Annotated in this window: 14 protein-coding genes; 6 read left to right on the top strand and 8 right to left on the bottom strand. The window is 60.8% G+C overall.

Going from position 1 to position 13,096, the window contains the following annotated elements; translation table 11 throughout:
* The first annotated feature begins 172 nt into the window (after nt 1-172).
* Nucleotides 173-838, top strand: coding sequence for a hypothetical protein (locus ACM561_RS15425; protein ID WP_425906158.1), 666 nt, complete (start codon nt 173-175; stop codon nt 836-838).
* Nucleotides 839-861: 23 nt separating this feature from the next.
* On the opposite strand, the gene ACM561_RS15430 is transcribed toward ACM561_RS15425, so the two are convergent.
* Both ACM561_RS15430 and ACM561_RS15435 read right to left on the bottom strand, forming a co-directional pair.
* Nucleotides 862-1,401, bottom strand: a complete 540-nt coding sequence (locus ACM561_RS15430; protein ID WP_425906160.1) for an adenine phosphoribosyltransferase — start codon at nt 1,399-1,401, stop codon at nt 862-864.
* 111 nt (nt 1,402-1,512) lie between these two features.
* On the bottom strand, nt 1,513-3,684 hold the full coding sequence (locus tag ACM561_RS15435; protein WP_425906162.1) for an anthranilate synthase component I: 2,172 nt from the start codon (nt 3,682-3,684) through the stop codon (nt 1,513-1,515).
* Nucleotides 3,685-3,995: 311 nt separating this feature from the next.
* On the opposite strand from ACM561_RS15435, the gene ACM561_RS15440 reads away from it, so the two are divergent.
* On the top strand, nt 3,996-4,493 hold the full coding sequence (locus tag ACM561_RS15440; RefSeq protein ID WP_425906163.1) for a YbhB/YbcL family Raf kinase inhibitor-like protein: 498 nt from the start codon (nt 3,996-3,998) through the stop codon (nt 4,491-4,493).
* A 122-nt stretch (nt 4,494-4,615) separates the two neighbouring features.
* Here ACM561_RS15440 and ACM561_RS15445 read toward each other — a convergent pair whose 3' ends face one another.
* Both ACM561_RS15445 and petA read right to left on the bottom strand, forming a co-directional pair.
* Entirely contained in the window at nt 4,616-6,676 is a 2,061-nt protein-coding gene (locus tag ACM561_RS15445; RefSeq protein ID WP_425906164.1) for a cytochrome c1, read from the bottom strand.
* Nucleotides 6,677-6,727: 51 nt separating this feature from the next.
* On the bottom strand, nt 6,728-7,255 hold the full coding sequence (petA, locus tag ACM561_RS15450) for a ubiquinol-cytochrome c reductase iron-sulfur subunit (protein ID WP_079447625.1): 528 nt from the start codon (nt 7,253-7,255) through the stop codon (nt 6,728-6,730).
* Nucleotides 7,256-7,445: 190 nt separating this feature from the next.
* Between petA and ACM561_RS15455 the strand changes: the two genes are divergently transcribed.
* The 4 genes from ACM561_RS15455 to hemF all read left to right on the top strand — a co-directional run bounded on the left by ACM561_RS15455 (nt 7,446) and on the right by hemF (nt 10,034).
* The gene (locus ACM561_RS15455) at nt 7,446-7,916 is read left to right on the top strand and encodes a tRNA (cytidine(34)-2'-O)-methyltransferase (protein WP_425906167.1); all 471 of its coding nucleotides are present in this window, start codon (nt 7,446-7,448) and stop codon (nt 7,914-7,916) included.
* On the top strand, nt 7,913-8,545 hold the full coding sequence (queE, locus tag ACM561_RS15460; protein WP_425906168.1) for a 7-carboxy-7-deazaguanine synthase: 633 nt from the start codon (nt 7,913-7,915) through the stop codon (nt 8,543-8,545). Before ACM561_RS15455 ends, queE begins: the two co-directional genes overlap by 4 nt.
* A 120-nt stretch (nt 8,546-8,665) precedes the next feature.
* Nucleotides 8,666-9,031: a 6-carboxytetrahydropterin synthase gene (locus ACM561_RS15465; protein ID WP_425909778.1), complete on the top strand. Its 366-nt coding sequence runs from the start codon at nt 8,666-8,668 to the stop codon at nt 9,029-9,031.
* Nucleotides 9,032-9,119: 88 nt separating this feature from the next.
* A complete protein-coding gene (gene hemF, locus ACM561_RS15470) occupies nt 9,120-10,034 on the top strand; it encodes an oxygen-dependent coproporphyrinogen oxidase (RefSeq protein WP_425906170.1) in 915 nt (304 codons plus the stop codon).
* Nucleotides 10,035-10,140: 106 nt separating this feature from the next.
* Here hemF and ACM561_RS15475 read toward each other — a convergent pair whose 3' ends face one another.
* From ACM561_RS15475 to ACM561_RS15490, 4 genes are read right to left on the bottom strand one after another with little or no spacing between them, the layout of a single operon-like run.
* Nucleotides 10,141-11,397 (bottom strand): CCA tRNA nucleotidyltransferase, encoded by a 1,257-nt coding sequence (locus ACM561_RS15475; protein ID WP_425906171.1) that lies wholly within the window; start codon nt 11,395-11,397, stop codon nt 10,141-10,143.
* A complete protein-coding gene (locus tag ACM561_RS15480; RefSeq protein WP_079447629.1) occupies nt 11,394-11,657 on the bottom strand; it encodes a DUF6111 family protein in 264 nt (87 codons plus the stop codon). Before ACM561_RS15480 ends, ACM561_RS15475 begins: the two co-directional genes overlap by 4 nt.
* The gene (locus tag ACM561_RS15485) at nt 11,654-12,319 is read right to left on the bottom strand and encodes a CoA pyrophosphatase (protein ID WP_425909779.1); all 666 of its coding nucleotides are present in this window, start codon (nt 12,317-12,319) and stop codon (nt 11,654-11,656) included. Before ACM561_RS15485 ends, ACM561_RS15480 begins: the two co-directional genes overlap by 4 nt.
* Before the next feature lie 8 nt (nt 12,320-12,327).
* Nucleotides 12,328-12,933, bottom strand: coding sequence for a DUF1285 domain-containing protein (locus ACM561_RS15490; protein WP_425906173.1), 606 nt, complete (start codon nt 12,931-12,933; stop codon nt 12,328-12,330).
* Between the last annotated feature and the right edge of the window lie 163 nt (nt 12,934-13,096).

Consider the following 13,096-nt stretch of genomic DNA (forward strand, 5'->3'; position numbering starts at 1 on the left):
GTAAAACCTTGGCTGTGCATCTGCACAAGGGGTCAACTCGACTGCCGCTCAGCTTGGAAATCCTGATCGCGACCAAGCTGCGTCCTCATTTGCGCAGTGACGTATCAAGAATGTCGGTGGAGAGTTTGTCGGCGTCCTGCTAGATCGGGATCGTCGCTCCGATGTAGCTCCTATGCCTCGTACTCCTGTCTACATTATCTGTTCGCCACGTCCGCAGGTCGGCAAGACGCTGATCGCGCGGCAGCTCAGCGAATTTCTTCGTTTGCAGCGGGGCGATGTCCTCGCCTTTGATGTCAACCTGAAGGAGCCGTCTCTGGTCGACTATCTGCCGCGTCTTACAGAGACCGCAGAAATCGATGACACGTTCGGCAAGATGGCACTGATGGATCAGTTGATCATCAATGACGGTCTCGCCAAGGTGATCGACCTCGGTTACCCTTCCTTCGACGAATTCTTCGGGATGATCGAGGAAATCGGATTCGTCAAGGAATCCGCGCGGAGCGAGGTGGCGCCGGTTGTGCTGTTCATCGCCGACAGCGACCGTGTTTCCGCACGCGGCTATCAGACCCTACGGGCAACGCTGCCGTCCAACGCTATCGTGACGGTCGAAAATGAATTCGTTATGCGCGGAAGGCTGCCCGAAGCTTTCATGCAGAATTGGGTGATGCGCATCGCAGAACTTCCCGCGTTTCTCAAGACCTACATCGACCGGCTGACCTTCTCGTTCACCGAATATCTGCGAACGGAGACGGATTCTTCAACCGAGCTCCACCAGTGGATCCGCAACAACTATTTCGGCTTTCGTGAGATCGAACGACAACTGATGCAACAGCGGTGAACGGTTCATTGCTTTCGTTGAGTTCAATGTCCGCCGAACGCCATCAGCGTCCGCACGGGGACATCCATCGCGCGTAACTTGGCGGCGCCGCCGAGATCCGGCAGATCGATGATGAAGCAGGCAGCAACGACGTCAGCGCCGATCTGGCGCAACAGCTTCACCGCGCCCTCGGCTGTTCCTCCAGTGGCGATCAGATCATCCACCAAAATGACGCGCTCGCCCCTGGCGATGGCGTCGACGTGCATTTCCATTTCGTCCATGCCGTATTCAAGCGTATAGGCCATCCGTACGGTCTGGTGCGGCAGCTTGCCCTTCTTGCGGATCGGCACAAAGCCTGCGGACACCTGATGCGCCACCGCGCCACCGAGGATAAAGCCCCGCGCCTCGATGCCGGCGACCTTGTCGATCTTCGAGCCGGCCCACGGATGCACGAGCTGATCGACGGCGCGACGGAACGCGCGCGCGTCGCCGAGAAGCGTGGTGATGTCCCGAAACATGACCCCTGGCTTGGGGTAATTCGGAATGGTGCGGACGGAGGCCTGCAAGTCATCTTCGAAGGTCATCGAATCTCTTTCGGAGAACAGATTTGTGGAGCGCTTCGCTCGCCTATGATCCGGCAATCCATCCTTTTGAGGATGACGGTTGCAGGGGGCAAGCCCGCGCATGGGGCTCTTTCACGTCGTTGCGCTTCGCGCCCTCCCCATCCGGAACGCGTTCTCCACGATCCGCAAGCCGACCTCGCCGCCAAGCGACATCAGCGATTCGGGATGGAATTGCACGCCGCCCACCGGTAGCGATTTGTGCTCGATCGCCATCGGCACCCCGTCGTCGGTGCTCGCCGTCACCTCCAGTACGTCGGGCAAACGGTCGCGCTCGACATAGAGCGAATGATACCGGCCGATCACGATCTCGTTTGGCAGGTTGCACATCAGCCGTCCGCCACGACTCTGCACGCGCGATGGTCTCCCATGCGCCGGCTGCGCCAGCTGGCCGAGACGGCCTCCAAAATATTCACCAATCCCCTGCAAACCAAGACAGACGCCGAACACCGGCAGGTTCTTCTCCAGCGCCGTGCCGATGGTACGGGCCATGCCGAAATCCTCAGGCCGGCCGGGTCCAGGCGACAGCACCAGCAGGTCATAGCTTTGCTTGTCGAGCATATCCTGCGCGTGGACATAGCGCACGACGCTGACGCGCGCGCCGACCTGCCGGAAGTAATCCGCCAGCATGTGCACGAAACTGTCGTCATGGTCGATCAGCAACACGCGTTTTCCGGAGCCGGTTGCGTCCGGCGCCACCGCCGAAAGCGACTTTGGCGCATCGCCGCGTAGCGCCTGGAACAGCGCCGCCGCCTTGGTCTGGCACTCGCGGTCTTCGAGCTCCGGCTTGCTGTCGAACAAGCAGGTCGCGCCGACGCGCACTTCCGCGAGGCCGTCTTTCATGCGGATGGTACGGATGGTCAGGCCGGTGTTGATCGAGCCATCGAAGCCGACAACACCGAATGCGCCGGCATACCAGCGCCGCGTCGAGCGTTCGTTGTCCTCAACGAACTGGATCGCCCACTTCTTCGGCGCACCCGTCACCGTCACCGCCCATGCGTGGGTGAGGAACCCATCGAGCGCATCGAAGCCGGGCCGCAAAATGCCTTCGACATGATCGACAGTATGAAACAGCTTTGAATAGGTCTCGATCTGGCGGCGCGCGAGCACCTTGATCGTTCCCGGCATGCAGATGCGCGCCTTGTCGTTGCGATCGACGTCGGTGCACATGTTGAGCTCGAACTCGTCCTTCTCCGAGTTGAGCAACTCGCGGATCTGCTCGGCGTCGCCGATGGCATCGGCGCCGCGCGCGATGGTCCCGGAAATCGGGCAAGTCTCGATGCGGCGGCCGTCGCTGCGCACGAACATTTCCGGCGAGGCAGAGACTAGAAACTCGCCGTCTCCGAGATTGACCAACCCGCCATAGGGCGACGGATTGATCCGGCACAGCCGCTGAAATACTTCGGCCGGTGAGCGCTCGCAGGGCTCGGCGAACAACTGTCCGGGCACCGCCTCGAACAGGTCGCCACGCGCAAACGCGGCGCGCGCGGTTTCCACCGTGGCCTGATATTCACCCGGGGCGTGATCGGTAAAACCCTGACGCGGTGTTTTCGCATAAAGGCTGTCAGGCGTATCGTGCGGGTGCTTTTCGGTGGAGCGGCCCTTCCATGCGAAATCGTAGGACAGTACGACGCCGCGGCCGGTGGCACGATCATAAGCGAGCAGGCGGTCCGGGATAAATAGCACGATGTCGCGCTGATCGCCTTCACGCTCGCGTTTCTGCACCAGATCTTCCATCTGGAACACGAGGTCATAGGCGAACGCGCCGTACAGCCCGAGCATGGGATCTGCCGTCGACGCGAAAGCCGCCACCAGCGCCCGCACCAGCGACATCACGCTTGCGCGCCGGGTGCGTTGATCTTCCTCCACAGGAGCATCGCCGCGCACAATATGGCCAGCGATCCGGCAGGCAGTTTTTTCGGTGACGACCGCACAGGGTACGCTCAGGGTTTCCCCAAGGAACGCGATCAGCACCTCGCCGCGAACATTGGTGGCTTCGATGACAAAATTGAATCCTGTGGTTTCGATCTTGAGCGGCGGATCGGCAAAGCCAAGGTCGAAACTCTCATAACGGCCCGGCACCGTCGTACCCGACGACAGCACCACGCCGCGACGGCTGTCGAGCAGACCGATCAGATCGTCGAGCCTGCTGCCGCCGGTAAAGTGTTCGATCGAACGGCTGATCGAGAGACCGCCGGCGGTCAGGTACTCACTTTGCGCGGGAAGGGAAAAGACAGTCCTGTTCATGCAGTCCTCTTACGAGACTTGCGGAGAGTGCGCCACACAGGACAAACAAAAAAGGCCGTCGCTCTGCATGACGGCCTTCGACGATTAGAATTGAAGCAAAATCGCACCGGCCACCTTCAGAAGGTGGCCCACCAGAGACGGAGCGGGCGGATTGCGTGGTTCATGCCGCGAAATCATCATTCCGGTGAGACGATGTCAAGAGCGTTCCCGCCCGAACTCGGGCGCATTGCCGCGATCATGTCCGCCGCCATGGCGGTTGCGCGCCCAACAACGCGCGCTAGATTAGCCTCACTCGACACCGGGAGAACATCATGACGTTCAAAGTCGTGAGCAACAGTTTCAAGGATGGCGACTACCTCGACAAGGATCATGTCCTGTCGGCGGATTTCGGTCACGGCTGCGCGGGCGGCAACCGATCACCGCACCTGCGCTGGAGCGGCGCGCCGGCAGGCACGAAGAGCTTCGCCGTAACCTGCTTTGATCCGGACGCGCCGACCGGCAGCGGCTTCTGGCATTGGGTCGTCATCAATATTCCAGCCTCGGTGACGGAGCTTGTGCTCGACGCCGGCAATCCCGGAAGCGGCAAGCTTCCCAATGGCGCGCTACAGACTCGCACCGATTTCGGCACAGCCGGTTACGGCGGCCCTTGCCCGCCTGAAGGCGATCATCCGCACCGATATTTGTTCACCGTGTACGCGGTCGGAGGCAACATCAACGCCAATGCCGATACATCAGCGGCAGTGATCGGTTTTCAGCTTCATTTCAACACACTGGCGAAATCGGCGGTGATGGGTCTGTTCAAGCGCTGAGGCGATACAAGACATCGCAATGACAGCGTTTCGTTTAATGTCCCGCCGTCACCTGTATCGGCATCAACTCAAAAAGGCTCCCGCGAGGGAGCCTTTTTGATGCGAAGAGTCGTGCGCGTCATTCAATGCGCGTCGGCCCAGACCGCCTTCTTGGTGAAATAGAGCAGCCCGGCAAGGATGACCATGAAAATCATGACCTGAAACCCGATCCGCTTGCGCTCCTCGAGCTTCGGCTCGGCGGCCCACATTAGAAAAGCGGACACGTCCTTCGCATACTGATCGACCTTCTGCGGGGTTCCGTCGTCATAGGTGACCTGATCGTCCGCCAGCGGGTTCGGCATCTTCATGGCATGACCGGGGAAGTACTTATTGTAGGTCGATCCTTCCGGCATCGTGAAGCCTTCCGGCGGGCTATCCTCGAAACCGGTCAGGATGGCATGGATATAGTTCGGGCCTTTTTCCTGGAACTGCGTGAAGGCATCGAAGATGAACTGAGGAAAGCCGCGTTCATAGCCGCGCGCCTTGGCCATCAGGGAAAGATCGGGCGGAGCCGCGCCGCCATTGGCTGCGCGAGCGGCGTTCTCATTGGGAAACGGCGACGGAAATTTGTCGGCGACACGGCCTGGCCGCTCGAACATGTCCCCGGCATCGTTGGGGCCGTCCTTCACCTTGATTTCGGAGGCCAGCGCCTCGGCCTGGGCAACAGAGAAGCCCGGACCGCCCGGGTCCGTCAGGTTACGATAGTGCACGAGATTCATGGAGTGGCAGGCCGAGCAGACTTCCTTGTAGACCTTGTAGCCGCGCTGCAACTGGCCTTGGTCGAATTTTCCAAACGGGCCAGCGAACGACCAGCTCAACGACGGCGGAGTCGAGCCATGGTCGGCCGCCCTCACCTTCGAGCCGCTATCCAGCGCCAGCAGCCCGACAGCGCCGAACACCGCCAAGGCCGAAGCCACGACTTTTTTCTTTCCCAGCACGTCATCGGCGATCGAATTGGGTACAGTTCGCGGCTTTTCGATACGGCTCAGGATGGGCAGCACAATCAGGAAATAGGCGAAATAGCACGCCGTCAGGATACGTCCGGCAACTACGTAGACACCTTCCGGCGGCTTCGCGCCGAGATAACCAAGGCCGAGACAAACACCTACGAAGATCCAGAAAAACTGCTTGGCGAGAGGACGATAACGCACCGAGCGGGTCTTGGCGGAATCGAGCCAGGGCAGGAAGGCCAGGATCAGGATAGCGCTGAACATCGCCACCACGCCTGCGAGCTTGTCCGGGATCGAGCGCAGGATCGCGTAGAACGGCAGATAGTACCATTCCGGCACGATATGCGCGGGCGTCACGCCCGGGTTGGCCGGGATATAGTTGTCGGGATCACCGAGATAATTCGGGATGTAGAAGATGAACCAGCAGTAGAACAGGATGAAGCAGGAAAGACCGAACCCGTCCTTGATGGTCGCGTAAGGCGTAAACGGCACCGTATCCTTCGCGGTCTTGGGCTCGACCCCGGCCGGATTGTTCTGACCGGCGACGTGCAGCGCCCAGACGTGCAGCACGACCACCCCGGCGATCACGAAAGGCAAGAGGTAGTGCAGCGAGAAGAAGCGGTTCAGCGTCGGATTGCCGACCGAGTAGCCGCCCCATAGCAGCGTCACGATGCTTTCGCCGAAATAGGGAATGGCGGAAAACAGATTGGTGATGACGGTCGCGCCCCAGAAGCTCATCTGGCCCCACGGCAGCACGTAGCCCATGAAGCCGGTCGCCATCATCAGGAGGTAGATGATGACGCCGAGGATCCAGAGGATCTCGCGCGGTTCTTTGTAGGAGCCGTAATACAGGCCGCGAAGCATGTGGATATAAACGGCGATGAAGAACATCGAGGCGCCGTTCGAATGAAGGTAACGCAGCAGCCAGCCGTAGTCGACATCGCGCACAATGGCTTCGACCGAGTTAAAAGCGAGGTCGGCGTGCGGCGTATAGTGCATCGCCAAGATGACGCCGGTGATGATCTGCACCCCGAGCATGAACGAGAGGATGCCGCCGAACGTCCACCAGTAGTTCAGGTTGCGCGGCGTCGGATAGGCGACGAACGAGGAATGGACGAGGCCGAAGATCGGCAAACGCCGCTCGATCCACTTGAGGACGGAATTTTGCGGCTGGAAGCTGGATGGTCCGCTCATGATGCGATCCTGAAGAATGAAGCGACGCGTTCGGTTCGGGGCTTTTCGGCCTTATCCGATCTTGATCTTGCTGTCGGAAATAAAGGCGTAAGGCGGAATGGCAAGATTGAGCGGCGCCGGCCCCTGGCGGATACGGCCTGAGGAATCGTACTGCGAACCATGGCACGGACAGAAAAATCCGTCGTAGTTCCCTTCATGCGCAATCGGAATGCAGCCGAGATGGGTGCAGATGCCGATTACGACGAGCCACTGGTCATGGCCTTCCTTGACGCGCGCGGAATCCGGCTGCGGATCAGGCAGGCTCGCGACATTGACGTCGCGGGCTTCCTCGATCTGTTTCTTGGTGCGGTGCATGATGTAGATCGGCTTGCCGCGCCAGAACACCTTGATGTCTTGCCCATCGGCGATCGGAGCGAGATCGACCTCGATGGGGGCGCCGGCGGCGACCGTAGACGCATCCGGGTTAAGTTGGGCCACTAGCGGCCAGGCGACGGCCGCCGCGCCGACGGCGGCGACGGCGCCGGTTGCTACGAAAAGGAAATCACGGCGGCTTTGTCCTGCCGAAGACGATGTCGTCACGATTTCAACCCTTTCTTATCCGCTGCCCGTCTTGTTGCTATTGGTGTACCCCACTCCCAGGCGAGATACGTCTTTCGAGCGGCCGTTTTATTGGCACCCTCGCCGGATCAGCGCAAGTGCGCTATCCGTCACTCGTGCAGTGCACAAATCCGCCCATAGCCACGAAGCCATCTCGGAAAGCATTGAGCTCATGCGGGTCGCGCTCTTCCAACCTGATATACCGCAGAACACCGGGACAATTCTCCGTCTGTGTGCGTGCCTCAACGTCGAAGCCCATATCATCGAACCGGCCGGGTTTCCGGTCTCGGACCGGCATTTCCGTCGTGCGGGCATGGACTACCTCGACGAGGTCACCATTGTGCGCCACGATTCATGGCCAAAATTCAATCAATGGCGCGCCGAAGACGGCGGCCGGTTGGTGTTATTTACGACCAAGGGCGCACGCCCCTATCTGGACCATCGCTTTGCCGATACAGATATTTTGCTATTTGGACGTGAGAGCACCGGGGTTCCGGATGCTGTTGCGGCGGCCGCGGATGCAACCCTGGTAATACCGGTCAGGCCCGGCCTGCGCTCGCTGAACGTCGCCATGGCGGCGGCTATGGCAGTGGGCGAGGCCTTGCGGCAGACGAGGTCGGCCGCAACGGGAAGGTCTTCGTGAGTTACGCGGTTAAGGAGATTTTTCTGACGCTGCAGGGCGAAGGCGCTCATGCCGGCAGGGCTGCGGTATTCTGTCGCTTCTCTGGCTGCAACCTTTGGAGCGGCCGCGAAAAAGACCGCGCCTCGGCCACCTGCCGGTTTTGCGACACTGATTTTGTGGGCACCGACGGAACGCTAGGCGGCCGCTACGATACCGCTGAGGCGCTGGCGGAAACCATTGCCGCGCAATGGATCGGACTGGCCGCCCATCGCTACACCGTGTTGACCGGAGGCGAGCCGCTGTTGCAGGTTAACAAGGCATTCGTCGATGCGCTGCACGCCCGCGGCTTCGAAATCGGAATCGAGACCAACGGCACCATCGCGCCGCCCGACGGCATCGACTGGCTGTGCGTCAGCCCCAAGGCCGGCGCCGATTTGCTGGTCACCAAGGGGCACGAACTCAAGCTCGTCTATCCACAAACCAATATCCGGCCCGAGGATTTCAAGGATCTCACCTTCGAACGGTTTTCTTTGCAGCCGATGGATGGGCCGGATGTGGCCGACAACACGGTGCGCGCCATCGACTATTGCCTGCGGCATCCGCAGTGGCGGCTCAGCCTGCAGACACACAAGACGATCGGAATAAGGTAGATCAATCCCTAACAGAATGAATAAATGCGTTCGTTGCAGGCCGCCCATCCACCTCAAAAGCGGATGGGCTGAAGGATCGCGCCCGGCGGAGCAAACTTGGATGAGAGGCAGTTTTCAGGAATGTGGGAGTTGACGAAATCATTCCGCTTCGAGGCCGCGCATTCGCTGCCGGGAACGACATTGGGCACCGCGAGCATGGAAATCCACGGCCATTCGTTCCGCGCCGAGGTGAGCGTCCGCGGCAAGCCTGATCCCGCGAGCGGAATGGTGCTCGATCTCGGCCTGCTCGAGCGCGGTATGGGCGAGGTCCGGAGCAAGCTCGATCATAAGCTCCTCAACAACGTCGAAGGACTTGGCCCGCCGACGCTGGAAAATCTGGCGCGTTTCATCTGGGATCATGTCCAGCACGCAGGACACGTGACACGCGTCAGCGTACATCGCGATAGTTGCGGCGAAAGCTGCACCTATTTCGGACCCGAAAGTTGAAACCCTCACTTGTCATTTCGAGCGCAGCGAAGCAATCCAGAATTAAAACCAGCGAAATTAGATTGCTTCGTTGCTTAAGCTCCTCGCAATGACAGAGTCTCTCAAGGAATATCCGATGGACGCCTCCCTGCTCGAGACCCGCAAGGCCCGCGCGCGATCCTGGTTCGAGCAGTTGCGCGACAATATCTGCTCGGCTTTTGAAAAGCTGGAAGACGACGCGCCCGCTTCGCTCTATCCCGGTGACATAGGACGCTTCGTCCGCACTCCGTGGGAGCGTACCGACCACACCGGCCAACCCGGGGGCGGGGGCGTCATGTCGATGATGCACGGGCGGCTATTCGAGAAGGTCGGCGTGCACTGCTCGACCGTGCATGGCGAATTCGCGCCGGAGTTTCGCGCGCAGATTCCCGGTGCGGCGGATGATCCGAATTTCTGGGCGTCGGGCATCTCGTTGATCGCCCACATGCGTAATCCGCATATTCCCGCCGTTCACATGAACACACGCTTCGTGGTGACCACGAAAGCATGGTTCGGCGGCGGCGGCGACCTGACGCCGGTGCTGATGCGGCGGCGCACACAGGAGGATGCCGACAGCCTCGCGTTTCACGCGGCGATGAAGTCCGCCTGCGATGCCCATGCCGACATCGCCGCATACGACAAATACAAGACCTGGTGCGATGAGTATTTCTATCTGCCGCATCGCAAGGAAGCCCGCGGGATCGGCGGCATCTTCTATGATTGGCATGACAGCGGCGACTGGGATGCCGACCTCGCCTTCACGCAGGATGTTGGGCGAGCGCTGCTCAAGGTCTATCCCGAACTCGTGCGTCGGAACTTCAGCACGCCGTGGACCGCCGCCGATCGCGAGGAACAGTTGATCCGACGCGGACGTTACGCCGAATTCAATCTTCTCTACGACCGCGGCACCATTTTCGGGCTGAAGACCGGAGGCAACGTCGAGTCGATCCTCTCGTCGATGCCTCCCGAGGTGAAATGGCCTTAGATCCGGTTGGACCGAACCAATTCAAAATCACGAACGAGAAGCGGGATGCGGGCGGAAAACCGCTATCCACTTTTCCCCATCCCACTCTAGCGGAATATTGCCGCCCTCACAGCCGGTGATCGCGCGTGAACCGCGCGACGGTCTGATCGGCAATCGCCGAAAGTCGCGCGGAATCGAGCGGGAAATCCTCTGCAAGCCAGGCATCTTCCGCGATCGCGAGAACGTGTCCGAGCGCCGGACCTTCCGCGATTCCGCGTCCGACGAAATCCTCGGCTTTCAAAGGGAAGGCCGGCGGCTGCCAGCGCTGCGACAGGGTTGCGACGTTTAGCCACGGCGCCGGATCGGCGCCGAGGCCAGCCCGCGACCAGGCCTGCATCAGCCGGTTGCGGAAGCGCGGCGCCCCAAGCCGGTAGATTCGCCGCCGCGCGGTTGCCTCGTCCATGCTGCCCAGCCGCCACCAGCGATGGCCCATCGAGTCCAGTTGTTTCGCCTCGGCATTGGAGAGCCGCAATCGCTGCGCAACCCGCCGCGCATCTTCGGTAACCGATACCGCAAGCGCCGCGAGCCGGCGGATCGGATCCGGCGCAAGCTCCAGCGTGCGCTCGGCCACGATCATCGCCGCGAGCGGACCGCGATACGCCACGCCGCCGAGAATGGTCAGCAGCAAGCCGCCGTCCTCCATCGCCACCAGCGCCTCCACGGCGCCCTCCGCGACCACGAGCTTCAGTATTTCCGCCCGCATGCGTTCAGCCGACAGCGCGGCAAGCCCGGTACGGCCGCGGATGCAGGCCAGGTAGCCGTCCCGGTCGGGTTCGCCTCCACCATAGGCGGCATGGATCCGGAAAAAGCGGAGTATGCGCAGGTAATCCTCCGCGATACGCCGATCCGGATCGCCGATAAAGCGCACCCGCCTAGCGGCGATGTCGTCGAGTCCGCCGACATGATCGTGCACTGTGCCATCGCTCTCGACGGACAGACCGTTGATGGTAAAATCGCGGCGCTGGGCATCGCGCGTCCAATCCCGGCCGAATGAAACCCTCGCCTTGCGACCGAAGGTTTCAATATCCTCGCGCAGCGTCGTGACTTCGAACGGCCGGCCCTCGACCACCAGCGTGACGGTGCCATGCTCAACGCCGGTCGGAATACTCTTGATGCGAGCCGCGGCCGCGCGGCGCATGACTTCTTCGGGCAGCGCCGTGGTGGCGACGTCTATTTCGCCCACGGGCAGACCCATCAAGGCGTTGCGAACCGCGCCGCCGACGATCCGCGCTTCCTCGCCGTTTCCACTGAGCAGCGCGAGGACACGCGCCGCAGGACCTGATTTCAGCCAGCCCGCATCGCATAGCGAGCGGGCCGGGTTCACCTCTCGACTCCGGGCACAAGTTTGCCGTTCTCAAGATGCGCCGGAACATAGGTCGAATCCGGTGGTGAGCCCGAGAAATTCGCCAACAGAACGAAGCTGACGACAACCAGCGCCAGCGCCGCTAGCGAGAGCCTCACGACGATGTGCGGCGGCCATGAGGCGGCGATCATGAAGTCCACACGGTGGGCGATCAAATATGCCGCGTAGATCGCGAACGGAATCAGGAAGATTCCGAGTTCCATTAAAACTGGACGGATCATTTCAGATAGACTCGCTCGTACAGTACGCGCAGGATCCCGGCAGTTGCGCCCCAGATATTTCGTTCGGCGAACGGCATCTCGTAGAACGAGCGCGTTGTGCCGCGGAATTGCTTCCGGCCGAGTTTGTGATTGACAGGGTTCATCAGAAACGACAGCGGCACCTCGAATGCGTCGGCCACTTCATCTGTATTGATGCGAAGATCAAATCCGGGTTTCACTCGCGCCACCGTCGGCAGGATACGGAACCCGAAACTTGTGCCGTAAAGATCAAGATATCCAATCGGCTCCACAAAGTCGCGGGTCAGTCCGACTTCTTCCCACGCCTCGCGCAGCGCCGCATCGACCGGCGAGGCATCGGACGCGTCGATCTTGCCGCCGGGAAACGCGATCTGGCCAGCGTGCTCGCTAAGATGAGCCGTGCGCTGCGTCAGCAGCACGGTCGGCTGCTCGCGCGCGACCACCGGGATCAGCACCGCCGCCGGCCGGATCGGCTTTTCCTGAGCGATCGTCCGGAGCACGGCATCATTGTCATGGTCACCGGTTAAAGGAACGATGCCGGCGTCTGTCAGCCCCGGCGGGATATCGAAACGCAACCGTGCCCGTGCGCGGTCGAAAAACGCCTCAGTGCTGACATCGGGGGACGCGACGCCTGTCTTCACCATCGGAACGTTCAACCTGCGTCCCTCACCTGCTCCGCATCCGCCATCGCGAAGAACTCACCGCCCGATTCGACCCCGAACATCATTTGACCATCGACCATCCGTTGCTCACCCATGTCAACAAGATCGTAATACAACGCCCTTGTCACTTTGGCCCAGAGACCGGCCCGAACGTGCAGATAAGGCTTCAATCCGCCGCCCTCCGAGCACTCGAAGCGCAGCCGGTGCTCAAAATCGCATGGCACCCAATCGCCAACATTGGTACGGAATCTCAGCAAGCGGCCATTTTCGTCCCGATTCCCGATCATTTCGACGGCCAGAAACGGTGCGTCATCGACGCTGATGCCCACTTTCTCTACCGGAGTCACCAAAAAGTATTTGCCATCCTCGTGTTTCAAGATCGTGGAGAACAGACGCACCAGCGCAGGCCGGCCGATCGGCGTTCCCGTATAATACCATGTGCCGTCGCCGCCGATTCGCATGTCCAGATCACCGCAAAACGGCGGATTCCACAGATGGACTGGCGGCAAACCGCTGCCGGGCGAGCCCGCGGCATCGCGCGCTGAGGCCGTCAGGCCATCCAGTGTCCGAGTAGCGGGCCGCCCTTGCTTCGCCATGGTTTACCCCGACGCTGGTCGCCTCTTCTGCCACAAAGGGGAACATCAACCCACTAGTGGAGTGGATTTGACATTCGCCACCCATCTGCCGCGGGCACCGAAATGCGAATGTCAAATCCAAAACTCCACTAGAAACCTATAGTTGCTAGTGGGTCCTGCGATT

It is taken from the genome of Nitrobacter sp. TKz-YC02, assembly GCF_049852135.1.
Lineage (GTDB): Bacteria > Pseudomonadota > Alphaproteobacteria > Rhizobiales > Xanthobacteraceae > Nitrobacter > Nitrobacter vulgaris.